Origin of the sequence: Streptomyces sp. CB01249, from assembly GCF_001905735.1 — a bacterium.
Lineage (GTDB): Bacteria > Actinomycetota > Actinomycetes > Streptomycetales > Streptomycetaceae > Streptomyces.
Map to the genome: position 1 here is coordinate 45,121 of NZ_LISW01000007.1, position 24,172 is coordinate 69,292.

The window sequence follows — 24,172 nt, forward strand, 5'->3', positions numbered from 1 at the left end:
AAGGGGAGGTCCGACAGGCGGGACTATGCTCGTTCACCGCATGTCCGTCCGCATCTCACAGGAGCACTCCATGGCCCTCAGGATCACCGTGATCGGCACCGGCTATCTCGGCGCCACGCACGCCGCGGCCATGGCTGAGCTGGGCTTCGAGGTCCTGGGTCTCGATGTCGTGCCGGAGAAGATCGAGATGCTGTCGGGCGGCAAGGTCCCGATGTACGAGCCGGGCCTGGAGGAAATGCTCCAGCGGCACGTCGCGGGCATCGAGGGTGCCACGGGACGGCTGCGGTTCACCACCTCCTGGGAGGAGGTGGCGGAGTTCGGCGACGTGCACTTCGTGTGCACCAACACTCCGCAGAAGCACGGCGAGTACGCCTGTGACATGTCCTACGTCGACAGCGCCTTCAACTCGCTCGCGCCGCTCCTCACCCGCCCCGCCCTCGTCGTCGGCAAGTCCACCGTGCCCGTCGGCTCCGCCGCCCGCCTCGCCGCCCGCCTCGCCGAGCTGGCCCCCGTGGGCGCCGACGCGGAGCTGGCCTGGAACCCGGAGTTCCTGCGCGAGGGCTTCGCGGTGGACGACACCCTGCACCCGGACCGGATCGTCGTCGGCGTGACGAGCGAGCGGGCCGAGAAGCTGCTGCGCGAGGTGTACGCCGTCCCGGTCGCGGAGGGCTCCCCGTTCGTCGTGACGGACTACCCGACCGCCGAACTGGTGAAGACCGCCGCCAACTCCTTCCTGGCGACCAAGATCTCGTTCATCAACGCCATGGCCGAGGTCTGCGAAGCCGCCGACGGCGACGTGGCGAAGCTCGCCGAGGCGATCGGCCACGACGAGCGCATCGGCAAGAAGTTCCTGCGGGCCGGCATCGGCTTCGGCGGCGGCTGCCTGCCCAAGGACATCCGCGCCTTCATGGCCCGCGCCGGTGAGCTGGGCGCCGACCAGGCGCTGACGTTCCTGCGCGAGGTCGACTCGATCAACATGCGCCGCCGGGGCCACATGGTCGAGCTGGCCCGGGAGGCCGTGGGCGGCGACTCCTTCCTCGGCAAGCGGGTCGCCGTGCTCGGCGCCACCTTCAAGCCCGACTCGGACGACGTACGCGACTCGCCCGCGCTCAACGTGGCCGGCCAGATCCACCTCCAGGGCGGCCAGGTCACCGTCTTCGACCCGAAGGGCATGGAGAACGCCCGCCGCATCTTCCCCACCCTCGGTTACGCGGAGAGCGCGCTCGAAGCGGTGCGCGGCGCGGACGTCGTGCTGCACCTGACGGAGTGGCGCGAGTTCCGCGACCTGGACGCGGAGGCGCTGGGCGCGGTCGCGGGCCACCGGATCATCCTCGACGGGCGCAACGCCCTCGACCCCGTCGCGTGGCGCGAGGCCGGCTGGACCTTCCGCGCGATGGGCCGCCCGACGGCCTGACCCCTGGGGCCCGCCCGTTCTCAGCCGCGTTTCGCGCGGTACGTACGCATCTTGGCGCGGGCCCCGCACACCGACATCGAGCACCAGCGGCGGCGTCCCGCCGGGCTGCGGTCGTAGTACGCCCAGCGGCAGTCCTCCGCCTCGCAGGCCTTGAGCCTGGCCCAGGTCCCGTCGGCCGAAGCGGCGGCGACGGCGGCCGCGATCCGCGCCGTCAGCCCGGGCGGCTCCTCCACCGGGCACAGCGCCGCCCCGCCCGCCGCGTCCACGGTCACCCGCAGCGGCGCCTCGGCGAGCAGCCGGTCCAGTACGCACAACGGGCTGTCGTCCGAGCAGTGGCCCGCGTGGGCCAGACAGGCCGCGCGCAGGGCCTCGCGCAGCGCGCGGGCCGCCGGGACGTCGGGCTCCGCGAGGGCGAAGGCGGCGCGCCCCTCCACCGTGTCGAGGCTGTCCGCGCCGGTCTCGACGTTCAGGCTGTTGACCAGCGCTTCGATCAGCGCGAGTCCGCCGGGCGCGGAATCCCTCTCATTCATGGTTGCGACGTTACCGCCAATGCGGGAGCATGCGGTCACGGTTACCGGTTGAGTACTTAAAGCGGTAACCACCTGTCCGTAGTCTGCCCGAGGAGGAAGCAACATGGCTCTGGCCGCAGTGGGTGCCGTCGTCCTGGACTGCCCCGATCCCGTCGCCCTGGCGAACTTCTACGCGGCGCTGATCGGCGGCGAGGTCGAGCAGCGGGAGGACTGGGTGGAGCTCACCGGAGGCGCGGGCGCCCCGCTCGCCTTCCAGGCCGCGCCCGGCTTCGTACCGCCGAAGTGGCCGAGCGCCGACGCCTCGCAGCAGTTCCACCTGGACCTGACCGTGGGCGATCTGGACGCGGCGGAGCGGGAGGTGCTGGCGCTGGGCGCGACGGTGCTGGAGGCGGACGACCGGGAGCGCACCTTCCGGGTGTACGCGGACCCGGCGGGGCACCCGTTCTGTCTCTGCGCCTGCTGATCGGGCGGGCGCCCCGGTGGCTCAGGCCGCCGGGGCGTCCAGCTGTCCGATCGTGGCGTGCGACGGGCCGCGCCGGGTGCGCAGGTCCCGCGCCACGTCCTCGGCGGCGCGCAGCACCCGTACGGCGTTCTGCCAGGTGAGCTTGGCCAGGTCGGCGGCGGACCAGTTCCGGCGCAGCAGCTCCGCGATCAGGTTCGGGTAGCCGGCGACGCTCTCCAGGCCCTGCGGGAGGAACGCGGTGCCGTCGTAGTCGCCGCCGATGCCGATGTGGTCGACGCCCGCGACCTCGCGCATGTGGTCGAGGTGGTCGGCGATGGTGGCCACGGTCGCGACGGGGCGCGGGTTCGCCGCCTCGAACGCGGCGTGCAGCTTCATCGCGCGCTCGGTGGTGTCCAGGTGGTGCAGCCCGTGCGCGCGCAGGTTCTCGTCGGCGGCCTGCGTCCAGGCGACGGCCTCCGGCAGGACGAACTTCGGTACGAAGGTGGCCATGGCGATGCCGCCGTTGGCCGGGAGCTGCGCGAGGACGTCGTCGGGGATGTTGCGCGGGTGGTCGCAGACGGCGCGCGACGAGGAGTGCGAGAACATCACCGGCGCCTCGGAGGTGGCGAGCGCGTCGCGCATGGTCGTCGCCGCGACGTGCGAGAGGTCGACCAGCATGCCGGTGCGGTTCATCTCGCGGACGACTTCGTGGCCGAACGGCGAGAGGCCGCCCACCCCGGGCTCGTCGGTCGCGGAGTCCGCCCAGGCGATGTTGTCGTTGTGGGTGAGCGTCATGTAGCGGACGCCCAGCGCGTGCAGTCCGCGCAGGGTGCCCAGCGAGTTGTCGATGGAGTGGCCGCCCTCGGCCCCCATCAGGGAGGCGATCCGGCCCTCGGCGCGGGCGGCCTCCATGTCGTCGGCGGTCAGGGCGCGGCGGAGGTCGGCCGGGTAGCGCTCCAGGAGCTCGGCGACGACGTCGATCTGTTCCAGCGTCGCGCTGACGGCGGCGTCGCCCGCGAGGTCGGAGCGCACGTAGACGGACCAGAACTGGGCACCGACGCCCCCGGCGCGGAGCCGGGGGATGTCGGTGTGCAGGTGGGCCGACTGGTCGGTGGCGATGTCGCGTACGGCCAGGTCGTAGCCGACCTGCTCGCGCAGCGCCCACGGCAGGTCGTTGTGGCCGTCGACCACCGGGTACTCGGCGAGGAGTTCCCGGGCCAGATCCAGTCGGTCCGTCATGGTGCCTGCTTTCAGAAGCCGAAGGACTCCGCGCCCGCCGCCTTCTGGCGCAGCCGCTTGCCCTTCTCGGTGGCCTGGTCGTTGAGGTCGCCCAGGAACTCCGTCATCCGGCCCTGGAGCTCGGGGTCGGCCGCGGCCAGGACGCGGACGGCCAGCAGGCCGGCGTTGCGCGCCCCGGCGATGGAGACCGTGGCGACGGGGATGCCGGCGGGCATCTGGACGATGGACATCAGGCTGTCCATGCCGTCCAGGTACTTCAGCGGGACCGGCACGCCGATGACCGGCAGCGGGGTGACCGAGGCGAGCATGCCGGGCAGGTGGGCGGCGCCGCCCGCGCCCGCGATGATCGCCTTGAGGCCGCGGCCCGCCGCGTTCTCGCCGTACGCGATCATCTCGCGGGGCATGCGGTGGGCGGAGACGACGTCGACCTCGTACGGGATGCCGAACTCGTCCAGGGCCTTGGCCGCCGCTTCCATGACGGGCCAGTCGGAGTCCGAGCCCATGACGATGCCGACGACCGGGGCGGCGGAGGCGGGGGAAGTCATTCGGTGATCGTTCCTCGCAGGTAGTCGGCCGCGTGCCGGGCGCGCTCGCGCACGTCCGCCAGATCGTCGCCGTAGGTGTTGACGTGGCCGACCTTGCGGCCGGGCTTCACGTCCTTGCCGTACATGTGGATCTTGAGCTGCGGGTCGCGCGCCATGCAGTGCAGGTAGCCCTGGTACATGTCCGGGTAGTCGCCGCCGAGGACGTTGCACATGACCGTCCAGGGGGCGCGGGGGCGCGGGTCGCCGAGGGGGAGGTCGAGGACCGCCCGGACGTGGTTGGCGAACTGCGAGGTGATCGCGCCGTCCATGGTCCAGTGGCCGGAGTTGTGCGGGCGCATGGCCAGCTCGTTGACCAGGATGCGGCCGTCCCGCGTCTCGAACAGCTCGACCGCGAGGTGCCCGACGACGCCCAGCTCGGAGGCGATCCGCAGCGCGAGCTGCTGGGCCTCGCCCGCCAGGCCCTCGTCCAGCTCGGGCGCCGGGGCGATCACCGTGTCGCAGACGCCGTCGACCTGGATGGACTCGACGACCGGGTAGGCCACGGCCTGGCCGTGCGGCGAGCGGACGATGTTGGCCGCCAGCTCCCGTACGAAGTCGACCTTCTCCTCGGCGAGCACCGGGACACCGGCCCGGAACGACTCGGCCGCGTCCGCCTCGGAGCGGACCACCCAGACACCCTTGCCGTCGTAGCCACCGCGCACGGTCTTGAGGATGACCGGGAAACCTCCCGCCTCCTCGGCGAAGGCCGCGGCGTCGGCCGGGTCCTTCACGATGCGGTGGCGGGGGCAGGGCGCGCCGATCTCGGTGAGCTTGGCGCGCATCACCCCCTTGTCCTGGGCGTGCACCAGAGCATCGGGGCCGGGGCGCACGGGGATGCCGTCCGCCTCCAGGGCCCGCAGATGCTCGGTGGGCACGTGCTCGTGATCGAAGGTGATCACGTCACAGCCGCGCGCGAAGGCCCTCAGCGTCTCCAGGTCGCGGTAGTCGCCTACGACGACCTCACCCGCCACCTGGGCCGCGGAGTCCTGAGCGGTGTCGCTGAGGAGCTTGAACTTGATGCCGAGGGGGATGCCCGCCTCGTGGGTCATACGGGCGAGCTGACCGCCACCGACCATGCCGACTACCGGGAACGTCACGCTCCCAGGGTATCCGCACCGCCCGCCCGCGCCCGTGGCCGGGGGCGGGGCCCACCTCACACGTTCACGTACGCACAGGCGTCCGGCGGGTGTCCTGGTTAGCATGGCCGGGTTGACGGAACATGGAGCGGGACCTACGGACGGACTGAGCGATCACATGAGCGAGCGAGGCGCACTGCGGGCCCGGCTGGAGCTGCTGGCCCGGGAGGTCGCCAAGTTCGGCGTGGTCGGCGCGGTGGGCCTGGTGGTCAACATCGCCGTGTCCAACCTGCTGTGGCGCTACACCGAGATCCCGACCGTGCGGGCCGGGCTGCTCGCCACATTCGTGGCGATCCTCTGCAACTACGTGGGCTTCCGCTACTGGACGTACCGCGACCGCGACAAGACCGGCCGCACCCGCGAGCTGACCCTGTTCCTGCTGTTCAGCGCGGTGGGCGCGGTGATCGAGACCGGCGTGCTGTACGTGGCGACGTACGGGTTCGGCTGGGACACCCCGGTCCAGAGCAACGTGTTCAAGATCGTCGGGATCGGTGTCGCGACGCTGTTCCGCTTCTGGTCCTACCGGACGTGGGTCTTCAAGGCGCTTCCCGCGCCTTTGGAGGGCGTTGCCGACAAAGAGGCCGTGGTGACGGTGCCGGCGCCTACGCCCGCGGTGCGGGTCGAGGCGGACCCGGCGCGTCGGTAGCCGGCATCACCGCACCGGGCGTTCCGGTTCCTCTCGCGGCTGGGCCATGCGGCTCAGGAAGAGGGCGAAGACCGGGGGCTGCTGCTGGAGGAGTTCCAGGCGGCCGCCGTCCGCCTCGGCGAGGTCGCGGGCGACCGCGAGGCCGATGCCCGTGGAGTTGCGGCCGCTGATGGTCCGCTCGAAGATCCGGGCGCCCAGGTCCGCCGGGACGCCGGGCCCCTCGTCCGTGACCTCGATGACCGCCTGGTTGCCGGTGACCCGGGTGCGCAGCGCGACCGTACCGCCGCCGTGCATGAGCGAGTTCTCGATCAGCGCGGCGAGGACCTGGGCGACCGCGCCCGGGGTGCCGACGGCACTCAGCCCCTGCTTGCCGGAACAGACGATGGCGCGCCCCTCGCCCCGGTAGGCCGGGCGCCACTCCTCGATCTGCTGCTTGACGACCTCGTCCAGGTCGAAGACGACCGCCGAGCCCGTCCGGGGGTCCCGGGCGTTGGTCAGCAGCCGCTCCACCACGTCCGTGAGCCGTTCGACCTGGGCGAGGGCGATGTGCGCCTCCTCCTTCACGGTCTCCGGGTCGTCGGTCAGCGAGATCTCCTCGATCCGCATGGACAGGGCCGTGAGCGGCGTACGCAGCTGGTGGGAGGCGTCCGCGGCGAGCCGGCGTTCGGCGGTGAGCATCCGGGCGATCCGCTCGGCGGAGGAGTCCAGGACGTCGGCGACGCGGTCCAGCTCGGGCACCCCGTACCGCTTGTGGCGCGGGCGGGGGTCGCCGGAGCCCAGGCGTTCGGCGGTCTCCGCGAGGTCGGTGAGCGGCGAGGCCAGCTTGTCGGCCTGGCGTACGGCGAGGAGGACGGCGGAGACGATGGCCAGCAGCGCCACCGCGCCGATGATCATCAGGGTGCGGCCGACCTCGCGGGTGACGGCGGAGCGGGACTCCTCGACGGTGACCGTCTCGCCGTTCTCACCCGTCTCGGTGGCGGTGATCACGCTGCCGCCGGGGCGCTCGCCGACCTCGATGGGGGCGCGTCCCGGCATCTTGACCAGGGCGTAGCGCTTGTCGTCGATCTGCTCGGCCAGCACCGCGGGGTTGATCCGCTCGGAGCCCAGGAGTCGGCTCTCGATGACGCTGATCAGCCGCAGCGCCTCGGAGTCGACGCTCTCCTGGGCGCTGCTGCTGATGGTGCGGGTCTCGACAATGACGAGGGAGACGCCGAAGACGGCGATCACCACGAGCACGACGGCGAGGGTCGAATTGATCAGTCGTCGGCGCATGCCTGCTTCTGTACGTCAGTCGGCTCGGGTCGGACAGCAGGGACGCTACAGGTCCTAGCTCTTCTCGAAGCGGAAGCCGACGCCCCGGACCGTGGCGATGTAGCGCGGGTTCGCCGCGTCGTCGCCGAGTTTCTTGCGGAGCCAGGAGATGTGCATGTCGAGCGTCTTGGTGGACGACCACCACGTGGTGTCCCAGACCTCGCGCATCAGCTGGTCGCGGGTGACGACCCGGCCCGCGTCCCGGACGAGGACCCGCAGGAGGTCGAACTCCTTCGCGGTGAGCTGCAGCTCCTCCTCGCCCATCCAGGCCCGGTGCGACTCGACGTCGATGCGGACGCCGTGCGTGGCGGGCTGGGGGGCGGGCTCGGTGGCGCCGCGCCGCAGCAGGGCCCGGACCCGGGCGAGGAGCTCGGCGAGGCGGAAGGGCTTGGTGACGTAGTCGTCGGCGCCCGCGTCGAGCCCGACGACCGTGTCCACCTCGTCCGCGCGGGCGGTCAGGACCAGGACCGGCACGGTGTGACCCTCGGCACGCAGCCGGCGGGCGACTTCGAGGCCGTCCATCCCGGGCAGCCCCAGGTCGAGCACGACCAGGTCGATGCCGCCCTGGAGTCCGGCGTCGAGCGCGGTCGGTCCGTCTTCCCGCACCTCGACCTCGTAACCCTCCCGCCGCAGGGCGCGGGCCAGCGGCTCCGAGATGGATGCGTCGTCCTCGGCGAGCAGTACACGGGTCATGCACTGATGGTAGTCCGCGCGGCGGACAGCTAGGGAGGCGATCCAGGAGCCCTGCGGGACTGGGCGCCGTTACCGGTAGGACCTTCGAATATGCGAGTGTGGTTGCCCCTGGACCTGTGATCCATGTCTCAAGTCCTTTCATATCGGGCTCTGTCGTGTCGTATGGTGTCCCAACGCCTATTGCACTACTCAAGGACCTTTGGGCAGCTCTGAGCGCCAAGGGTCTCTTTTGTGTGCGGGGCCGGTACCCGCCGGCCCGGAAGTTCAGTGAATGACCTGCGGGCCGGGCCCGGACCGCCGATGACGGCGCTCCGGGTGTGGATCCCGTCGCGGAAGGGCGTACCCGCGGCGGTGCCGGCCTCCCCCCACCGGGCGCGTACCCGCTTCTCAGCGGCGCCGCGTCCCGAGCACACAAGGATCGATCATGGCGTCCAGCCTGACGAAGGACCCGTCGAGCACCGCTGGTGGCGAGAAGACCTTCTTCGGCCACCCCCGGGGCCTGGCCACGCTCTTCATGACCGAGATGTGGGAGCGATACAGCTTCTACGGCATGAAGGCACTGCTCCCGCTGTACCTGATCGCGCCCGGCGGCATGCACATGAACGCCACCACGGCGACGGCGATCTACTCCGTCTACATGGCGATGGTCTACCTGCTCGCCATGCCCGGCGGCTGGATGGCCGACCGCTTCTGGGGGCCGCGCAAGACGGTCGCCATCGGCGGCGCCGTCGTCATCCTCGGCCACATCACGCTCGCCGTGCCGAACTCGGTGACCTTCTTCGCGGGCCTGGTGCTCGTGGCGCTCGGTTCCGGGCTGCTGAAGGCGAACATCTCCACGATGGTCGGCCACCTCTACGACGGCCCGGAGGACCCGCGCCGTGACGGTGGCTTCACGCTCTTCTACATCGGCATCAACGTGGGCGCCTTCCTCGCCCCGCTGTCGATCGGCACCGTCGGCGAGAACGTCAACTGGCACTTCGGCTTCGCGCTCGCCGCGCTCGGCATGGCCCTGGGTCTCGCCCAGTTCATGCTCGGCACCCGCCACCTGAGCCCGCAGAGCGACGTCGTGTCGACGCCCGCCACCGAGCAGGAGAAGCAGTCCGCCCTGCGCAAGGGCCTGATCTGGCTGATCGTCGCGGCCGTCGTCTACGGCCTGATGGCCGTCACCGGCAACTTCGCCGACTGGTCCACGGTGCCGCTGAGCATCGCCGGTCTGGTCATCCCGGTCGCGGTCCTGGCGCGCATGAAGCGCGACAAGGAGCTGACGACGACCGAGCGGTCCAAGCTCTCGGGCTACATCTGGTTCTTCGTGGTCGCCGCCGTCTTCTGGATGATCTACGACCAGAACGGCTCGACCCTGTCGATCTTCGGTGAGAACTCGACCACCAACCACCTGCTGGGCTTCGACTTCCCGACGTCCTGGTACCAGTCGCTGAACCCGATCTTCATCATGGCGATCGCCCCCGTGGTCGCCTCGGGCTGGCTGTGGCTGAACAAGCGCGGCAAGGAGCCGAGCACCGCCGTCAAGTTCGCCTCCAGCCTCGTGCTGATCGGCATCTCCTTCGCGGTCTTCCTCATCCCGCTGATCGACACCGCCGCCAACGGCGGCAAGGTCAGCCCGATGTGGCTGGTGGCGATCTACTTCATCCAGACCGTCGCGGAGCTGTGCCTCTCGCCGGTCGGCCTGTCGGTCACCACGAAGATGGCCCCGGCGAAGTACAGCTCGCAGATGATGGGCGTGTGGTTCCTCGCGGTGACCGCCGGCGACTCGCTGACCGGGCTGCTCACGGCTCCGCCCGTCGGCGTCGACCTGAACACGACGGGTTCCGTCGTCTTCGAGGTGGTCCTCGCCCTCATCGCCGGTGTGGGCATCTGGATGTACCGCAAGAAGGTCGCCCAGCACATGGGCGACGTGCACTGATTCCGTATCCCGTACGGAAAACGGGAAGGGGCCCCGCACCGATTCGTCGGTGCGGGGCCCCTTCCGTACGTGCGAAGAGTGCCGTGCCGTTACGCCGGAGCCGCCAGCTCCGCCCATACGGTCTTGCCGGGCTCGCCCGGCACCCGTACGACTCCCCAGTCCAGGCAGAGCCGCTGCACGATGAACATGCCGTGGCCGCCGGGCCGCCCGGCCCGGTGCGGCGTGCGCGGCGCGGGCTGGCCCGCACCGCCGTCGGCGACCTCCACGCGGAGCGCCTTGGCGCTGCGGGCGATCCGGAGCTCGTCGGGGCCGCCCGCGTGCAGGCACGCGTTGGTGACCAGCTCGGAGACGACCAGCAGGACGTCCTCCGCGGCGGCGCGGCGGTCGGCGCTGGACGCGGGGAGCCAGCCCCAGTCGTGCAGCGCCTGGCGGGCGAAATCACGGGCCGTCGGCACGATGCCGGTGGCCTCCCGCAACGACAGCGTGCGCCACTGCCGCTCGGCGGCCTCGGCCGGCCGGACGGGCTCGGCGGAGGAAACGCCCGCGCCCTCCGGCTCGCGGCCGAGGTCGCCCGGCGGATGCTGCCGGGTGGTGCTCATCAGCGCTTCACCTCACCGATTCACCATGTCGCCCTTGGACGGACACGAACCATTGAACAGATACGACTACAAATACCGATACGAATACCGATACGGACACTGATACAGGAACCGCACAGGCACGGAGAGCCAGGCCGCCCGGGCTCGCCGCAAGATCTCCTGCCCGGCCGAACCGCGACGACACCCATTACCGCTTCGCGGATCGCGTAACCCACGCGACGGACGAGGCGGCCGGGGACGCCGGAGCGCGGCCCGGTCAGGTCTCCAGGGCCTCCGCGAGGGACGCGTGGACGGTGAATACCGCCTCGGCCCCCGTGATCTCGAAGACCCGCGCCACCACGGGCTGCATCGCGGCCAAATGAACCCCTCCCCCGGCTGCCTCCGCCTTCAGGCGGGCACCGAGCAGCACGTTCAGCCCGGTGGAATCACAGAAGTCGAGTCGCGAGCAGTCGACCACCAGGCGCGCACGCCCCTGTTCGACCGCGCTCTCCAGCGGCTCGCGCAGCAGATCCGCCGTGTGGTGATCGAGCTCACCCACGGGCGTCACCACCTCGCTGCGCCCCTCGGTCCGGACCTCGACCTGAAGCCGACCCCGGTTCGCACTGCCGACCGTCCCGCGGTCCATGCCCGTCCCTCTTCACCGCTCGTCACTGTCCGCATCACCGCACGTGCGGATGCGTGCACAGCTGTCACTGATGTTCTTGGAACAGTACGCGTTCCATGCGCCACGCGGTAGCCAGAGACCTCAACAAAGCGGACATAGCCGGGCAATTGGAGGTTGTACCGAGTCATGGCTAGCGGGTAAGGGTAGAGGGACCCCAAAAACGCGACCGGCTTCGGAGGCGCCGCTTCACCGCAGGAACACGTATGGGCATCGGCAGCCATATGCCGAGAACGATGGAGGAGACCACATGTCACCCCGGCTCGACGTACCGCGTACCCCCAACGCGCCGTCGGCATGTCCTCAGGGACTGACCGAATCACCCACCGAAGAGCTCGACGGACTCGAGGGCCTTCCCGAGATCCCGCCCTACACCGAGGTGGGGGCGCTGGACGCCAGGGCCCTGTCGAAGACGCTCTTCACCCGGCTGGAGACCCTCGAAGAGGGCACGCCGGAGTACTCCTACGTACGCAACACCCTCGTCGAGCTGAACCTGGCCCTGGTCAAGTTCGCCGCGTCCCGCTTCCGCTCCCGCAGCGAGCCGATGGAGGACATCGTCCAGGTCGGCACGATCGGCCTGATCAAGGCGATCGACCGCTTCGAGCTCAGCCGGGGCGTCGAGTTCCCGACCTTCGCGATGCCGACCATCGTCGGTGAGATCAAGCGTTTCTTCCGCGACACCAGCTGGTCCGTGCGCGTCCCGCGCCGCCTGCAGGAGCTGCGGCTCGACCTGGCCAAGGCGGGCGACGAGCTCGCCCAGCAGCTCGACCGGGCGCCCACCGTGGGCGAGCTCGCCGACCGCCTCGGCCTCACCCGTGACGAGGTCGTGGAGGGCATGGCCGCGAGCAACGCGTACACCGCGAGCTCGCTCGACGCCAAGCCCGAGGAGGACGAGCACGAGGGCGCGCTGGCCGACCGGATCGGCTACGAGGACCACGGGCTCGAAGGCATCGAGTACGTCGAGTCCCTGAAGCCGCTCATCGCCTCGCTGCCGGGCCGCGACCGTCAGATCCTCTCGCTCCGCTTCGTCGCCAACATGACGCAGTCGGAGATCGGCGAGGAGCTGGGCATCTCCCAGATGCACGTGTCGAGACTGCTCTCGCGCACCCTGGCCAAGCTCCGCAAGGGCCTGACGCTGGACGAGTAGGACGCGTCCCGCGCCCCGTGCGCGCGGACAGCCGGAAAGGACCTGCCCCGTCCGGGGCAGGTCCTTCCGCGTTCCGGGGCCTTCCTGAGGTCAGACCACGCGGGCGCCGGCCCGCCACACCTCGTGGACCAGCGGCACGCCCGGCCGGTACGCGAGGTGGACGTGGCTGGGCGCGTCCAGGATCACCAGGTCGGCGCGGGCGCCCGGGGCGAGGCGGCCGACGTCGTCGCGCCGCAGGGCCGCCGCACCGCCCGCCGTAGCGGACCAGACGGCCTCGTCCGGGGTCATGCCCATGTCCCGCACGGCGAGGGCGACGCAGAACGGCACGGACGAGGTGAACGAGGAGCCCGGGTTGCAGTCCGTGGACAGGGCGACGGTGGCGCCCGCGTCGAGCAGCCTGCGGGCGTCCGGCCAGGCGGCGCGGGTGGAGAACTCGGCGCCGGGCAGCAGCGTCGCGACGGTGTCCGACTGGGCCAGGGCGTCCACGTCCGCGTCGGTGAGGTGGGTGCAGTGGTCGGCGGACGCGGCGTCGAGCTCCACGGCGAGCTGGACTCCGGGGCCGTGGCCGAGCTGGTTGGCGTGGACCCGGGGGTGCAGGCCCCGGGCGCGGCCCGCGGTGAGGATCGCCCGCGCCTGGTCGCCGTCGAAGGCGCCGCGCTCGCAGAAGACGTCGATCCAGCGGGCGTACGGGGCGCAGGCGTCGAGCATCGGTCCGGTGACCAGGTCCACGTATCCGGCGGGGTCGTCGGCGTAGTCCGGGGAGACGATGTGCGCGCCGAGGAAGGTGACCTCGTCGGTGTGGCGGGCGGCGATGCGCAGGGCGCGGGCCTCGTCCTCGACGGTGAGGCCGTAGCCGGACTTGGTCTCGAAGGTGGTGGTGCCCTGGCGCAGCGCCTCGGCGAGGTAGCGGGCGACGTTGGCGGAGAGCTGCTCGTCGGTCGCGGCGCGGGTGGCGGCGACGGTGGTGCGGATGCCGCCCGCGCTGTACGGGCGGCCGGACATCCGGGCGTTGAACTCCTGGGTGCGGTCGCCCGCGAAGACCAGGTGGGAGTGGGAGTCCACGAAGCCGGGGATCACGGCCCGGCCGCCCGCGTCGACGGCGTTGTCAGTGACGGGTGCTTTGCTGGACGCACCGGTCCAGACGACGCGGTCGCCCTCGATGACGACGGCGGCGTCCTGGATCAGCCCGAGGGGGGACTCGTCGCCGAGGGAGGGGTCGTTGGTGACCAGTGCGGAGATGTGGGTGATGGCGGTCGTCGTCATCGGGGGACTGCTCTCCTTGCGTGGGAGCCGGTGGGTGTGCGCCGGGGTGCCGCCATGGGGTGTCCTGCCGCTCAGGGCCGCAGCGCGCCGATGGCCTGGGCGAGCGCTTGCGGGACGTCGTCCACCAGCGTGTGCCGCCCGTCGCGTACGAGGTGGCGCCCCGCCACCACGGTGTGGCGGACGTCCGCTGCGGAGGCGGCGAATACGGCGGTCTCCGCTGCCAGCCGGGGCACCGGTCCCGCTGTCCTGACGGAGTCGAGCGCGATGGTCACCAGGTCGGCGGGGGCGCCTGCTTCGAGGACGCCCGCTTCGGGCCGGCCGAGCGCGGCGTGGCCGTCGGCGGAGGCGGCGCGCAGCAGGGCGGCGGCCGTCCAGTGGCCGCGCCTGCGGGTGCGCAGGCGTTCGTCGAGCTCCATCGCGCGGGCCTCCTCGAAGAGGTCGATCACCGCGTGGCTGTCGCTGCCGAGCGAGAGCGGGGACCCGGCCTGCTGGAGGGCGGCCGCGGGGCCGATGCCGTCGGCGAGGTCCCGTTCGGTCGTCGGGCACATGCAGGTGCCGGTGGACGTGGAGCCGAGGAGGGCGATGTCCTCGTCGGTGAGATGGGTGTTGTGGACGCCGGTGGTGCGGGGTCCGAGGACGCCGTGGTCGGCGAGGAGCCGGGCCGGGGTGCGTCCGTGGGCGGCGAGGCAGGCGTCGTTCTCGGCGGTCTGCTCGGAGAGGTGGACGTGCAGGGGGGCCTGCCGCTCCTCGGCCCAGCGGGCGACGGTGGAGAGCTGCCCGGCCGGGACCGCGCGCACGGAGTGGACGGCGGCGCCGATGACCGTGTGGTCGTCGCCCTTGAGGAGGGCGGCGCGTTCGGCCCAGGCGTCGGCGGTCCCGTCGCTGAAGCGCGCCTGGTGCCGGTCGGGTGCGCGGTGGTCGTCGGGCCCGGAGCCGAATCCGGCGGAGAGGTAGGCGGTGTCGAGCAGGGTGATCCGGATGCCGGCCGCGCGGGCGGCCGCGATCAGGGCCTCGCCCATGGCGTTGGGGTTGTCGTAGGGCGTGCCGCCGGGCGCGTGGTGCAGATAGTGGAATTCGCCGACCGCGGTGATGCCGGCGAGCGCCATCTCCGCGTACACCGCGCGGGCGAGCGCGTAGTAGCTGTCGGGCGTGAGCCGGGACGCGACCTGGTACATGGTCTCGCGCCAGGTCCAGAAGGTGCCCGAGCCGACCTGGACGGTGGAGCGCAGGGCGCGGTGGAAGGCGTGCGAGTGGGTGTTGGCCAGGCCGGGCAGGGTGAGCCCGCGCAGCGCGGTGGCGCCGGGCGGGGCCGCTTCCACTCCGGTGCGTACGCGGGCGATCCGCCCGTCGGCCACGTCCAGGGCGACGCCCGGCTCGACATGGGTGCCGAGCCAGGCGTGGGACAGCCAGTACGTCTCGGTGACGGGTGTGCCCGTCGCCTCCGTCGTCAGCGGCACGCGAGACCTTCCAGTACGTCGGCGAGTGCGATGACCCCGGCCACGCAGTCGTCCTCGGCGGCGTGTTCGGCCGGCGAGTGCGAGACCCCGGTCGGGTTCCGTACGAACAGCATGGCGGTCGGGACCGAAGCGGACAAAATACCCGCGTCGTGCCCGGCGCCGGTGCCGAGCACGGGGACCGGGCGCCCAGTGGCGTGGGCGGACCCCTTGAGCAGGGCGGACAGCTCGTCGCGCAGGGCGTGCCGGAACTCGACCACGGGCGTGAACGACTCGCGGACGACGTCGAGGCTGATGCCGGCCCGCTCCGCGTGCTCCCGGGCGGCGCGCTCGACGGCGGCGACGACGGTGTCCAGGGTGTCCTGGTCGGCGGCGCGCGAGTCGAGCCAGCCGCGTACGAGGGACGGGATCGCGTTGACCCCGTTGGGCTCCACGGCGACCTTGCCGAAGGTGGCGAGGGCGCCCGCGAGTTCCGCCTCCCGCCGGGCGGCGATGACGGTCTCGGCGTACGTGAGCATCGGGTCCCGGCGGTCGGCGAGCCGGGTGGTGCCCGCGTGGTTGGCCTCGCCCCGGAAGTCGAACCGCCAGCGCCCGTGCGGCCAGATCGCGGAGGCGATGCCGACGGGGTCGCCGGAGAGGTCGAGGGCGCGGCCCTGCTCGACGTGGAGCTCCACGAAGGCGCCGATCCGGGCGAGCCGTTCGGGGTCGGGGCCGATGGCGTCGGGGTCGTGCCCGGCGGCGGCCATGGCCTGCGGAAGGGTGACGCCGCCCGCGTCGCGCAGTTGGTGCGCGGCCTCGACGGTCAGCTGTCCGGCGGCGAGCCGGGAGCCGACGCAGGCGAGGCCGAACCTGGCCCCCTCCTCGTCACCGAAGTTGGTGATGGCCAGCGGCTTGGTGAACTCCACTCCCCTGCGGCGGAGTTCATCGAGCGCGGCGAACGAGGAGACGACGCCGAGCGGCCCGTCGAAGGCACCGCCGTCGGGCACGGAGTCGAGGTGCGAGCCCGTGACGACGGCGTCCCCGGCGAACGGGTCCCCGAGCCAGGCCCACTGGTTGCCGTTCCGGTCGGTCTCCAGGGTCAGCCCCCGCGCCTCGGCCTGCGCCCGGAACCACTCCCGGCACTCGGCATCGGCCCCGGTCCATGCGTACCGCCGATACCCCCCGCTGCCGGGGTGCCGCCCGATGGGCGCAAGCTCCCTCCACATCTCCTGGAAAGACGCTTGTTGTGGGCATTCGTTCCGCAGGGCGGAACGGGTGGGCACAACGGAACCCGCACCCGGCGTCGGGCTCGCACCGCCCCCCTGCGCAGCCGGAGGCAGACTCACGCGTCGCCCTCCCGCATCGGCACCCGCACACCCTTGTCCGAAGCCACCTCTTCCGCGATGTCGTACCCCGCGTCCACGTGCCGGATCACCCCCATGCCCGGGTCATTCGTCAGCACCCGCCGGATCTTCTCGCCGGCCAGCGGCGTGCCGTCGGCGACGGTCACCTGTCCGGCGTGGATGGACCGGCCCATGCCGACCCCGCCGCCGTGGTGCAGGGAGACCCAGGAGGCGCCGGACGCCACGTTGACCATGGCGTTCAGCAGCGGCCAGTCGGCGATCGCGTCGGAGCCGTCGAGCATGGCCTCGGTCTCGCGGTACGGGGAGGCGACGGACCCGCAGTCCAGGTGGTCGCGCCCGATCGCCAGCGGCGCCGCGAGTTCGCCGCTCGCCACCATGTCGTTGAAGCGCTCGCCGGCCCGGTCGCGTTCGCCGTAGCCGAGCCAGCAGATCCGGGCGGGCAGGCCCTGGAAGTGGACGCGCTCGCCGGCCATCTTGATCCAGCGGTGCAGGGACTCGTTCTCCGGGAAGAGTTCGAGCAGCGCCTTGTCCGTCTTGTGGATGTCGGACGCCTCGCCGGACAGGGCCGCCCATCGGAACGGGCCCTTCCCCTCGCAGAACAGCGGCCGGATGTAGGCGGGGACGAAGCCGGGGAAGTCGAAGGCCCGCTCGTATCCGGCGAGCTGCGCCTCGCCCCGGATCGAGTTGCCGTAGTCGAAGACCTCCGCTCCGGCGTCCATGAAGCCGACCATCGCCTCGACGTGCCGGGCCATCGACTCGCGGGCGCGGGTGGTGAAGTCGGCGGGCTTCTCGGCGGCGTACGAGGCCATGTCGTCGAAGTCGACGCCGACCGGCAGGTAGGCCAGCGGGTCGTGCGCGCTGGTCTGGTCGGTGACGATGTCGACGGGGGCGCCCTCGGCGAGCATCCGGGGCAGCAGCTCCGCCGCGTTGCCCAAGAGGCCGATGGAGAGCGGGCGGCGGGCGTCGCGGGCCTCGACGGCGAGCTGGAGGGCGTGCTCCAGAGAGTCGGCCCTCACGTCCAGGTAGCGGTGCTCGATGCGGCGCTCGATGGCGCGCGGGTCGCAGTCGATGCAGATCGCGACGCCGTCGTTCATGGTCACGGCGAGCGGCTGGGCGCCGCCCATCCCGCCGAGCCCGGCGGTCAGGGTGATCGTGCCGGCCAGCGTCCCGCCGAACTTCTTCGCGGCGACGGCGGCGAAGGTCTCGTAGGTGCCCTGGAGGATGCCCTGGGTGCCGATGTAGATCCAGGAACCGGCGGTCATCTGGCCGTACATGGTGAGTCCGAGCGCCTCCAGGCGGCGGAACTCCTCCCAGTTCGCCCAGTCGCCGACCAGGTTGGAGTTGGCGATCAGGACGCGCGGCGCCCACTCGTGCGTCTGCATGACGCCGACCGGCCGCCCGGACTGGACGAGCATCGTCTCGTCCTGCTTGAGCGTGCGCAGCGTACGGACCATCGCGTCGAACGAGCGCCAGTCGCGGGCCGCCTTGCCGGTGCCGCCGTAGACGACGAGCTTGTCGGGGTGCTCGGCGACCTCGGGGTCGAGGTTGTTCTGGAGCATCCGCAGGGCGGCTTCCTGCTGCCATCCCAGGGCGGTCAGTTCCGTACCGCGCGGCGCCCGTACGGGGCGGGGTCCTGACATGGCGGTGCCTCCTCGCGACTGTGATTTTTCTATTCACATCTTGAGCCGATGAATACGTCCAGTCAACAGGCGGGGCCGCGGGGCTCCCCGGCACGTCACAAGCCGTACGCGGCGGGGCATTCTCCACCACCCGCCCGCATGTACCGATGGAAAATGCCAGAACCTCCACCGGGAGAGAGCACGATGCGTAACCTCAGGGTCACAGCCGAACACCGTGTCGGAGGGGAATCCGCGTGCCCGGAATCGACGAGTGCCTGCTCGACGTCATGAGACTGCCCGGTGCCAGGGGCGCCGCCGTTGTCGACTGGACGAGCGGTCTGGCCCTCGGCACCGTCGGCGACTCGCCCAACGGCGATCACGAGGCCACCGCGGCGGAGACGGCGGAGGTGGCGCGGATGGCGGCCGAACAGCCCGCCTTCGCCCTCGGCTCGCCGGAGCCGGCGGCGGGCGGGACCGGGAGCGCTCCCCCGGTCGAGGACGTCATCGTCACGACCCGCGCCGGGTACCACATCCTCCGGTTCGTGGAGACGGACTTCGACAGCAGCGTCTTCCTCCACCTGTGGCTGGACCGCGCCGAGGGCAACCTCGCGCTGGCCCGGATACGCATCGGCGAGATCGCCGAGCGGCTGGTCCTCGCATGACCGCCGCCGCCCTCGCGGACGAGACCGCGGCGCCCGTGCTCTCCCCGATGCTCCAGCGGCTCGCCGCCGAACGGGCCACCGGTGCCCTGATGCGCGACCGGGGCACGCTGTACCTCGCCGACGGCAAGGTCGTCCACGCCGAGTCCCCCGCGACGCCCGGGATCGACGTCCTGCTCACCCGGGGCGGTGCGCTGCGCCGCGAGGGCTGGTGGGACGCGGTCGCCGAGGCGGGGGCCGGGCAGCGGGTCGGCCGGCATCTCGTGGACAGCGGCCGGGTGCCGGGCGGCGCGCTGGAGCTGTGCCACCTGGGCGCCCTGTACGACGCGGCCTTCTTCGCCCTCGCGCCGACCCGGACCCCGGCGCGCTTCCGGTACGGGGTCGCGCACTGGATCGGCCCCGTGCGGCCGGTCCCGGTGGACGCCGTGCAGCGCGAGACCCTGCGGCGCCGCGAGCTGCTGGACCGGATCTGGCCGGACGCGGCGGTGGACACGGCCCCGCTGACGCGGACGGGCCTGCCGTCCGACGCGCCCGTGCCGGTGGGCCGGGGCCGCGTGCTGGAACGCGTGGACGGGGTGCGTACGGCCACCGGCATCGCGCAGGAGCTCGGCAGGTCGGCGTTCCACGTCCTGGTCGACCTGCGGCGGCTCGCGGCGGCCGGGCTGGTCGAGCCGGTCGCACCGGCGGCCCCGGGCGCCCCGGACCCGGGCCGGATCACGTTCCCCGAGGTCACGGCCGACCCCGACGTCGCCCTGCTGCGCCGGCTCCGAGACGCATTGGAGGCCCTGTGATACGCGCGCTCAGACAGCGTGCCGGAAGGAGACAGCTGATGGTGCCCGAAGCCGAAGCGCAGGACGTCCTCGCCGAGCTCCAGCGGTTACGGGCACGGGTCCCGCTCCTCTCGGGTGCGCTGGCGGCCAGCACCGACGGGCTCGTCCTGGCGCACGACACCCCGGGCGTGGAGGCCGAGGGGGTCGCCGCCCTCACCGCCGCCGCGCTCGGCGTCGCGATCCGGATGACCGAGGCGACCGGGCGGAACGGCTTCCGTGAACTGCTCGTGCGCGGCGAGGCGGGCTACGTCGCGACGTACGCGGCAGGGTCCCAGGCCGTCCTGACCCTGCTCGCCGAGGACCGGATCAACGTCGGCCGGCTCCATCTGGAGGGCCGCCGGGCCGGCTCCCGCATCGGCGAACTGATCGACCGCGCCCTGGCCCGGGCCCCGCAGCCGGCCCCCGCGCCCCGCGCCCCGCAGCAGCCGGGCGCCCTCCCGCAGCGCCCTACCTGAGCCTCGGCGGAACCACCGGCACCACCCGCACCACGCAACGGAACCGGCCGCAGTGGCCGGTCAGAGAAAGGGAGCACCACTCATGGCGAACACCGAAGCGTCACTCAAGGAAGCGATGTCGTCCATCGAGGGCACCACCGGTGTCGCCCTCGTGGACTACACGAGCGGCATGGCGCTGGGCACCCTCGGCGGCGGCAAGGACTTCAACCTGGAGGTCGCGGCGGCCGGCAACACCGACGTCGTACGCGCCAAGCTCCGCACCATGGAGCACCTGGGCATCAAGGACGAGATCGAGGACATCCTGATCACCCTGGGCACCCAGTACCACCTGATCCGCCTCCTCAAGACCCGCGGCAACAACGGCCTGTTCCTCTACCTGGTCCTCGACGGCAGCCGCGCCAACCTGGCCATGGCCCGCCACCAGCTGAAGAAGATCGAGGCGGACCTGGAGGTCTGAGGGGGCGGCTCCGCCGCCGGGGCGCGGGACCGGGTCGCCGGTCTCCGCCCCATGCCCCGGCCCCGGGCGCGGGGTTCCGTCCTCAGACGCCGGACGGGCCGGCTTTTCCGCACTACTCCGCCTACTCCACGAACAGCCCCCGCGCCGCCGCCCCCGCGTCGAACTCCTCCAGGCGGGCCTGGGCGTCGGGGAGGGCGTCGCACATGGCCTCCAGGAGGACCCGGCCCAGCAGCATCGGGGCGCAGGCGGTGTCGAAGGCGAGGCCGGTGCCGACGGCGGCCGGGATGAGCAGGTCGCTGTGGCGGGCCACCGGCGCGAACGCGGAGTCGGCCACCGACACCACCGTGAGCCCCCGGCCGCGCGCGTACGCCAGGGCGTCCACGACCTCGCGCGGGTGGCGGGGCAGCGCGAAGCAGATCAGCGCGGTCGCCCCGGCCCGCCGGGCGGCGTCGATCCGGTCGTGCAGCATGCTGCCGCCCTCGTCCAGCACCCGCACGTCCGGATGCACCTTCGCCGCGAAGTACCCGAACCCGCGCGCCTGCGAGGACGCCGCGCGCAGCCCGAGCACCGGCAGCGGACGGGAGGCGGCGAGCAGCCGGCCCGCCCGCTCGACGGGGCCCGGATCGGCGAGGAGTTCGGCCAGGTGCCGCAGGTTCTCGATCTCCCCGAGCACCGCCTGCTGGTACTCGTTGTACGTCTCGTCGCCCTCGCCCGCCTCCGCCCCGGCCGGGGCGACCTCGCGCAGGTGCTTGCGCAGCGCGGGGTAGCCGTCGAAGCCGAGGGCGACGGCGAACCGGGTGACGGAGGGCTGGCTGACCCCGGCCAGCTCGGCGAGCTCGACGCTGGAGAGGAACGGGGCGTCTCCGGCCCTGCGCACCATCGAGTGCGCGATGCGCCGCTGCGTGGGCGTGAGCCGGCGCCCCTCGAACAGCTCCTGCAACCGCGCGGCCGGGCTGCTCCCGCTCATCCTGTCCCCTCGGTAGATCCGCCGCGCCGCGGCCCGGCGCCGACGAATCCATTCAGCCAGCAAGGTGTCTGCATGTCCATATGCAGCCGGGCGGGTCAGCCGGACGAGCCGGACCGGTCAGCCGGCGGGCTTCCCCTGCAGCACCTCCTCGACCGACACCCAGGACTCCCACCGCCGGACGGTGACCCGGAGCGTCCGGCCGTCGTCCACCGTGCCGGACCACACCGCGCCGCCCTCCTCCTTCTCCCGCGCGGTCGGCGTCGCGGAGTGCAGCCCGCACCGCGACATCGCCCCGCGCAGCGCCGTCACCTGGGTCCGGGCGGTCGCTTCCGCGTCGTAGGCGATGACCCGGTGCTGGGCCAAGGCGTGGTCGCTGCCCGTGTAGAACACGGAGTACCGCTGCTGGCTCGGCTCGACCGCCGGGACGAAGGAGGCGGGGCAGGCGCCGTCGAGCCCCACCTGGGGCAGGGCGTCGCTGCTCGGTCCGGTGCCCTTCGGAAGGCTCGCGCTCTCCTTCCAGTGCCAGGTCGCGTACCCCGGGAGCTCGTCGGCCGGGCGCATCACCACCACCCCGTCCACCTTGAACGGGTTGGCCGTCGTGGTGGCGACCGTCTGCCGGGCCTCGGGGCCGTCCGCCGGAAGGAGCAGGCCCCACGCCCCGGCCGCCGCCAGGACGACCGCGCCCGCCGCGCCGCCCCGGACCGCGCGGACACGGGTGCGCCGCCGCTGCCCCCGGGCCCGGATGTCCCCGGCTTCGGGCAGCCGCAGGGCGACGTCCTCGATCAGGTCCTCGATCTCAGCCATGCCGCACCCGCCCCTTCCGCTCCGTGGCATTCCGCTCCGCCGCCGCATTCCGTGTCACCTGGCGCCCCGTCACAGCCGGGGTGTCGGCCAGCCGTTCGCCGAGGATCCGGCGGGCCCGGTGCAGCCGGGTCCGTACCGCGCCGTTCGACGCCCCCGTCTCCCGGGCCACCTCCTCCACGGGCAGGCCGAGCATGTGGTGCAGCACCACCGCCTGCCGCTGGTCCCGGTTCAGCTCCTCCAGCGCGCCCATCAGCGCCACCCGGTCCTCGGTGAGCCCCGGCACGTCGGCGGGCACCCCGTGCCGGAAGTGCGCGCGCAATCTGCCGCGCGTCCGGCGCCAGGTGCTGATCGACAGCCGCACCGCCACGGTCCGCACCCACGGGAGCGGGTCACCGGAGGCGGACACCTTGTCCCACCGCTGCCAGGCCCGCACATACGCCTCCTGCACCGCGTCCTCCGCCTCCCCCAGGTCGCCCGTCATCGCGTACACCGTGGCGACCAGGCGTTTGGCGGTCGCCGCGTAGAACGCGTCGAACGCCTCCACTTCCTCACTGCCTGCCGTCATGGCCCCCCGTCCGTCTTCCTCGCCCTGCCCGAGCACTGCCTTGCCGTTGCCGCTGTTTGTTGCCTCTGTCCAGTTACACGCCCGGGCGGCGGCGGATGTTACCGACGACTTTCACGCATCCCGGAGGACCCCGGAACAGCCCCGAAACCGGGGGGCTAGCCCCACTGTCCGGGCGGCCTCGGCTCCGTACCGTAAGAACCATGGACGCACCCGACACCGAGCTCGACAGGGAGCTCAAGGCGACTTTGCAGGCCCGCAGCGAGCTGGGGGCCGACTACGACTCCGCGCTCGTCGAGTCGTTCCTGGAGAAGGTGGAGCAGCGGCTCGACGCCACGCTCGACCGCAGGGTCCGGCGACATCTCGCCGAGGAACGGACCGCCGTCGCGCGGGGCGCGCGCACCCCGGAGCGCCCGCCCGGGAACTTCGGCGAGCGCTACGGCTTCGGCATCGTCTCGCTGGTCCTGGCCGTGCCGCTGTCCGCGATCGGCGCCGCGAACGCGGGCATCGGCGGGCTCGTCGTGGCCTGGCTCGGGATCGTCGGCGTCAACGCCTTCCAGGCCGGCCACGGCAGGCGGCTGTTCCGGAGCCGCGAGGAGCGGCGGACGGCCTCCGACTGGGAGGACTGAGCCTCACACCTGACGGGTCGGCAGCACGACCAGTTGGCGCAGGTTGATGTGGCGGGCGCGGCTCGTGGTGTACGCGATGAGGTCGGCGATCTCCTCGGAGGAGAGGCCGCCCAGCGCGTCGAACATGCCGTCCAGCTGGCCGCTGAGCTCCGCGTTGTCGACGTGCCCGGCCAGCTCCGAGTCGGTGAGGCCCGGTTCGATGTTGGTGACGCGGACGTCGCGCGGGCCGAGTTCGGTACGCAGCGACGCCGACAGGTAGGTGAGCGCGGCCTTCGTGGCGCCGTAGACCGCGTAGTTGGGGAACGCGATGTGCGCGCCGATCGAGGAGATGTTGACCAGGTCGGCGGTGCGGCCCCCGGCGGCGGCCGTCACCAGGTCCGCGGTGAAGGCCCGGATGACGCGCAGCGCACCGGCCACATTGGTGTCGAGCATGCGCTGCCACTCGTCCACGCGCCCCGCGTCCACCGGGTTCGGCAGCATCACCCCGGCCGCGTTGACGACCAGGTCCACCGGGCCGAACGCGGCGTGCACCCGGTCCGCCGCCGCGTCCACGGACGCCTGGTCGGTGACGTCGGCGGCGACGGCGAGCGCCTGACCGCCGTCCGCGGAGATCTTCGCGGCCAGCTCTTCCAGCCGCTCCGCGCGGCGGGCCAGCAGCGCCACCCGTACGCCCTGCGCGGCGAGCAGCCGGGCGGTGGCCGCGCCCATGCCGCTGGCGGCTCCGGTGATGACGGCGGTGCGGTCGGCGAGGGTCTCGTACTGCATGGGGTGCTCCCTGGTGTGGTGTTCGGGTCCGGGCACCACACT

26 protein-coding genes are annotated in these 24,172 nt (G+C 72.3%); 10 read left to right on the forward strand and 16 right to left on the reverse strand.

Features of this window, described 5'->3' with window-relative positions:
- Positions 1–70 precede the first annotated feature (70 nt).
- On the forward strand, positions 71–1,414 hold the full coding sequence (locus tag AMK18_RS26960; protein WP_073864821.1) for a UDP-glucose dehydrogenase family protein: 1,344 nt from the start codon (positions 71–73) through the stop codon (positions 1,412–1,414).
- A gap of 20 nt (positions 1,415–1,434) precedes the next feature.
- Here AMK18_RS26960 and AMK18_RS26965 read toward each other — a convergent pair whose 3' ends face one another.
- Positions 1,435–1,944, reverse strand: a complete 510-nt coding sequence (locus AMK18_RS26965; protein ID WP_018104026.1) for a CGNR zinc finger domain-containing protein — start codon at positions 1,942–1,944, stop codon at positions 1,435–1,437.
- 103 nt (positions 1,945–2,047) lie between these two features.
- On the opposite strand from AMK18_RS26965, the gene AMK18_RS26970 reads away from it, so the two are divergent.
- Entirely contained in the window at positions 2,048–2,407 is a 360-nt protein-coding gene (locus AMK18_RS26970) for a VOC family protein (RefSeq protein ID WP_073864822.1), read from the forward strand.
- Positions 2,408–2,428: 21 nt separating this feature from the next.
- Here AMK18_RS26970 and AMK18_RS26975 read toward each other — a convergent pair whose 3' ends face one another.
- Genes AMK18_RS26975 through AMK18_RS26985 form a run of 3 tightly spaced genes read right to left on the reverse strand, consistent with a single transcriptional unit; the run spans position 2,429 to position 5,306 of the window.
- Positions 2,429–3,625 (reverse strand): dipeptidase, encoded by a 1,197-nt coding sequence (locus AMK18_RS26975; protein WP_073864823.1) that lies wholly within the window; start codon positions 3,623–3,625, stop codon positions 2,429–2,431.
- Between the two features lie 11 nt (positions 3,626–3,636).
- A complete protein-coding gene (gene purE, locus AMK18_RS26980) occupies positions 3,637–4,170 on the reverse strand; it encodes a 5-(carboxyamino)imidazole ribonucleotide mutase (protein WP_018104029.1) in 534 nt (177 codons plus the stop codon).
- Positions 4,167–5,306 (reverse strand): 5-(carboxyamino)imidazole ribonucleotide synthase, encoded by a 1,140-nt coding sequence (locus AMK18_RS26985; protein ID WP_073864824.1) that lies wholly within the window; start codon positions 5,304–5,306, stop codon positions 4,167–4,169. Before AMK18_RS26985 ends, purE begins: the two co-directional genes overlap by 4 nt.
- A 157-nt stretch (positions 5,307–5,463) precedes the next feature.
- Here AMK18_RS26985 and AMK18_RS26990 point away from each other — a divergent pair, with 157 nt between their 5' ends.
- Positions 5,464–5,991: a GtrA family protein gene (locus AMK18_RS26990; protein ID WP_073864825.1), complete on the forward strand. Its 528-nt coding sequence runs from the start codon at positions 5,464–5,466 to the stop codon at positions 5,989–5,991.
- A gap of 6 nt (positions 5,992–5,997) precedes the next feature.
- On the opposite strand, the gene AMK18_RS26995 is transcribed toward AMK18_RS26990, so the two are convergent.
- Both AMK18_RS26995 and AMK18_RS27000 read right to left on the reverse strand, forming a co-directional pair.
- Positions 5,998–7,263, reverse strand: coding sequence for an ATP-binding protein (locus tag AMK18_RS26995; RefSeq protein ID WP_018104032.1), 1,266 nt, complete (start codon positions 7,261–7,263; stop codon positions 5,998–6,000).
- 54 nt (positions 7,264–7,317) lie between these two features.
- The gene (locus AMK18_RS27000) at positions 7,318–7,995 is read right to left on the reverse strand and encodes a response regulator transcription factor (RefSeq protein ID WP_018104033.1); all 678 of its coding nucleotides are present in this window, start codon (positions 7,993–7,995) and stop codon (positions 7,318–7,320) included.
- A 424-nt stretch (positions 7,996–8,419) separates the two neighbouring features.
- Here AMK18_RS27000 and AMK18_RS27005 point away from each other — a divergent pair, with 424 nt between their 5' ends.
- Positions 8,420–9,916: a peptide MFS transporter gene (locus tag AMK18_RS27005; RefSeq protein WP_073864826.1), complete on the forward strand. Its 1,497-nt coding sequence runs from the start codon at positions 8,420–8,422 to the stop codon at positions 9,914–9,916.
- A gap of 89 nt (positions 9,917–10,005) precedes the next feature.
- Here AMK18_RS27005 and AMK18_RS27010 read toward each other — a convergent pair whose 3' ends face one another.
- Positions 10,006–10,515, reverse strand: a complete 510-nt coding sequence (locus AMK18_RS27010; protein ID WP_073864827.1) for an ATP-binding protein — start codon at positions 10,513–10,515, stop codon at positions 10,006–10,008.
- 256 nt (positions 10,516–10,771) lie between these two features.
- Positions 10,772–11,140 carry an STAS domain-containing protein gene (locus AMK18_RS27015; RefSeq protein ID WP_018104036.1) on the reverse strand — a complete coding sequence of 123 codons (369 nt, stop codon included), beginning with the start codon at positions 11,138–11,140 and terminating at the stop codon, positions 10,772–10,774.
- A gap of 286 nt (positions 11,141–11,426) precedes the next feature.
- Here AMK18_RS27015 and AMK18_RS27020 point away from each other — a divergent pair, with 286 nt between their 5' ends.
- A complete protein-coding gene (locus AMK18_RS27020; RefSeq protein WP_018104037.1) occupies positions 11,427–12,323 on the forward strand; it encodes an RNA polymerase sigma factor SigF in 897 nt (298 codons plus the stop codon).
- Positions 12,324–12,413: 90 nt separating this feature from the next.
- Here AMK18_RS27020 and hutI read toward each other — a convergent pair whose 3' ends face one another.
- The 4 genes from hutI to hutU all read right to left on the reverse strand — a co-directional run bounded on the left by hutI (position 12,414) and on the right by hutU (position 18,023).
- The gene (hutI, locus tag AMK18_RS27025) at positions 12,414–13,586 is read right to left on the reverse strand and encodes an imidazolonepropionase (RefSeq protein WP_073864828.1); all 1,173 of its coding nucleotides are present in this window, start codon (positions 13,584–13,586) and stop codon (positions 12,414–12,416) included.
- 71 nt (positions 13,587–13,657) lie between these two features.
- Positions 13,658–15,043, reverse strand: a complete 1,386-nt coding sequence (locus tag AMK18_RS27030) for a formimidoylglutamate deiminase (protein ID WP_073864829.1) — start codon at positions 15,041–15,043, stop codon at positions 13,658–13,660.
- Entirely contained in the window at positions 15,034–16,245 is a 1,212-nt protein-coding gene (locus tag AMK18_RS27035; protein ID WP_073864830.1) for an allantoate amidohydrolase, read from the reverse strand. The genes AMK18_RS27030 and AMK18_RS27035 overlap by 10 nt, the downstream gene beginning before the upstream one ends.
- 116 nt (positions 16,246–16,361) lie before the next feature.
- Positions 16,362–18,023, reverse strand: coding sequence for a urocanate hydratase (hutU, locus tag AMK18_RS27040; protein ID WP_073864831.1), 1,662 nt, complete (start codon positions 18,021–18,023; stop codon positions 16,362–16,364).
- Between the two features lie 233 nt (positions 18,024–18,256).
- On the opposite strand from hutU, the gene AMK18_RS27045 reads away from it, so the two are divergent.
- The 4 genes from AMK18_RS27045 to AMK18_RS27060 all read left to right on the forward strand — a co-directional run bounded on the left by AMK18_RS27045 (position 18,257) and on the right by AMK18_RS27060 (position 20,403).
- Positions 18,257–18,664: a hypothetical protein gene (locus AMK18_RS27045; protein ID WP_018104042.1), complete on the forward strand. Its 408-nt coding sequence runs from the start codon at positions 18,257–18,259 to the stop codon at positions 18,662–18,664.
- The gene (locus AMK18_RS27050; RefSeq protein ID WP_073864832.1) at positions 18,661–19,452 is read left to right on the forward strand and encodes a hypothetical protein; all 792 of its coding nucleotides are present in this window, start codon (positions 18,661–18,663) and stop codon (positions 19,450–19,452) included. Before AMK18_RS27045 ends, AMK18_RS27050 begins: the two co-directional genes overlap by 4 nt.
- Before the next feature lie 38 nt (positions 19,453–19,490).
- Positions 19,491–19,946, forward strand: coding sequence for a roadblock/LC7 domain-containing protein (locus tag AMK18_RS27055; protein WP_018104044.1), 456 nt, complete (start codon positions 19,491–19,493; stop codon positions 19,944–19,946).
- A gap of 82 nt (positions 19,947–20,028) precedes the next feature.
- Positions 20,029–20,403 carry a hypothetical protein gene (locus tag AMK18_RS27060; RefSeq protein ID WP_018104045.1) on the forward strand — a complete coding sequence of 125 codons (375 nt, stop codon included), beginning with the start codon at positions 20,029–20,031 and terminating at the stop codon, positions 20,401–20,403.
- Positions 20,404–20,524: 121 nt separating this feature from the next.
- Here the strand turns inward: AMK18_RS27060 and AMK18_RS27065 are convergent, their stop codons facing one another.
- The 3 genes from AMK18_RS27065 to AMK18_RS27075 form a co-directional block, all read right to left on the reverse strand.
- Entirely contained in the window at positions 20,525–21,370 is an 846-nt protein-coding gene (locus AMK18_RS27065) for a MurR/RpiR family transcriptional regulator (protein WP_073864833.1), read from the reverse strand.
- Between the two features lie 117 nt (positions 21,371–21,487).
- Positions 21,488–22,174, reverse strand: coding sequence for a hypothetical protein (locus tag AMK18_RS27070; RefSeq protein WP_073864834.1), 687 nt, complete (start codon positions 22,172–22,174; stop codon positions 21,488–21,490).
- The gene (locus tag AMK18_RS27075; protein WP_073864835.1) at positions 22,167–22,739 is read right to left on the reverse strand and encodes a SigE family RNA polymerase sigma factor; all 573 of its coding nucleotides are present in this window, start codon (positions 22,737–22,739) and stop codon (positions 22,167–22,169) included. The genes AMK18_RS27070 and AMK18_RS27075 overlap by 8 nt, the downstream gene beginning before the upstream one ends.
- A 200-nt stretch (positions 22,740–22,939) precedes the next feature.
- On the opposite strand from AMK18_RS27075, the gene AMK18_RS27080 reads away from it, so the two are divergent.
- A complete protein-coding gene (locus AMK18_RS27080) occupies positions 22,940–23,365 on the forward strand; it encodes a hypothetical protein (protein WP_073864836.1) in 426 nt (141 codons plus the stop codon).
- Positions 23,366–23,368: 3 nt separating this feature from the next.
- Here AMK18_RS27080 and AMK18_RS27085 read toward each other — a convergent pair whose 3' ends face one another.
- On the reverse strand, positions 23,369–24,130 hold the full coding sequence (locus AMK18_RS27085; RefSeq protein ID WP_073864837.1) for an SDR family oxidoreductase: 762 nt from the start codon (positions 24,128–24,130) through the stop codon (positions 23,369–23,371).
- Positions 24,131–24,172: the final 42 nt, after the last annotated feature.

Bases quoted from the DNA above. Each gene is read 5' to 3' on its own strand.
- AMK18_RS26960 (WP_073864821.1), top strand. From the start codon at position 71: ATGGCCCTCAGGATCACCGTGATCGGCACCGGCTATCTCGGCGCCACG.
- AMK18_RS26965 (WP_018104026.1), bottom strand. From the start codon at position 1,944: ATGAATGAGAGGGATTCCGCGCCCGGCGGACTCGCGCTGATCGAAGCG.
- AMK18_RS26970 (WP_073864822.1), top strand. From the start codon at position 2,048: ATGGCTCTGGCCGCAGTGGGTGCCGTCGTCCTGGACTGCCCCGATCCC.
- AMK18_RS26975 (WP_073864823.1), bottom strand. From the start codon at position 3,625: ATGACGGACCGACTGGATCTGGCCCGGGAACTCCTCGCCGAGTACCCG.
- purE (WP_018104029.1), bottom strand. From the start codon at position 4,170: ATGACTTCCCCCGCCTCCGCCGCCCCGGTCGTCGGCATCGTCATGGGC.
- AMK18_RS26990 (WP_073864825.1), top strand. From the start codon at position 5,464: ATGAGCGAGCGAGGCGCACTGCGGGCCCGGCTGGAGCTGCTGGCCCGG.
- AMK18_RS26995 (WP_018104032.1), bottom strand. From the start codon at position 7,263: ATGCGCCGACGACTGATCAATTCGACCCTCGCCGTCGTGCTCGTGGTG.
- AMK18_RS27000 (WP_018104033.1), bottom strand. From the start codon at position 7,995: ATGACCCGTGTACTGCTCGCCGAGGACGACGCATCCATCTCGGAGCCG.
- AMK18_RS27005 (WP_073864826.1), top strand. From the start codon at position 8,420: ATGGCGTCCAGCCTGACGAAGGACCCGTCGAGCACCGCTGGTGGCGAG.
- AMK18_RS27010 (WP_073864827.1), bottom strand. From the start codon at position 10,515: ATGAGCACCACCCGGCAGCATCCGCCGGGCGACCTCGGCCGCGAGCCG.
- AMK18_RS27015 (WP_018104036.1), bottom strand. From the start codon at position 11,140: ATGGACCGCGGGACGGTCGGCAGTGCGAACCGGGGTCGGCTTCAGGTC.
- AMK18_RS27020 (WP_018104037.1), top strand. From the start codon at position 11,427: ATGTCACCCCGGCTCGACGTACCGCGTACCCCCAACGCGCCGTCGGCA.
- hutI (WP_073864828.1), bottom strand. From the start codon at position 13,586: ATGACGACGACCGCCATCACCCACATCTCCGCACTGGTCACCAACGAC.
- AMK18_RS27035 (WP_073864830.1), bottom strand. From the start codon at position 16,245: ATGTGGAGGGAGCTTGCGCCCATCGGGCGGCACCCCGGCAGCGGGGGG.
- hutU (WP_073864831.1), bottom strand. From the start codon at position 18,023: ATGTCAGGACCCCGCCCCGTACGGGCGCCGCGCGGTACGGAACTGACC.
- AMK18_RS27050 (WP_073864832.1), top strand. From the start codon at position 18,661: ATGACCGCCGCCGCCCTCGCGGACGAGACCGCGGCGCCCGTGCTCTCC.
- AMK18_RS27055 (WP_018104044.1), top strand. From the start codon at position 19,491: ATGGTGCCCGAAGCCGAAGCGCAGGACGTCCTCGCCGAGCTCCAGCGG.
- AMK18_RS27060 (WP_018104045.1), top strand. From the start codon at position 20,029: ATGGCGAACACCGAAGCGTCACTCAAGGAAGCGATGTCGTCCATCGAG.
- AMK18_RS27065 (WP_073864833.1), bottom strand. From the start codon at position 21,370: ATGAGCGGGAGCAGCCCGGCCGCGCGGTTGCAGGAGCTGTTCGAGGGG.
- AMK18_RS27070 (WP_073864834.1), bottom strand. From the start codon at position 22,174: ATGGCTGAGATCGAGGACCTGATCGAGGACGTCGCCCTGCGGCTGCCC.
- AMK18_RS27075 (WP_073864835.1), bottom strand. From the start codon at position 22,739: ATGACGGCAGGCAGTGAGGAAGTGGAGGCGTTCGACGCGTTCTACGCG.
- AMK18_RS27080 (WP_073864836.1), top strand. From the start codon at position 22,940: ATGGACGCACCCGACACCGAGCTCGACAGGGAGCTCAAGGCGACTTTG.
- AMK18_RS27085 (WP_073864837.1), bottom strand. From the start codon at position 24,130: ATGCAGTACGAGACCCTCGCCGACCGCACCGCCGTCATCACCGGAGCC.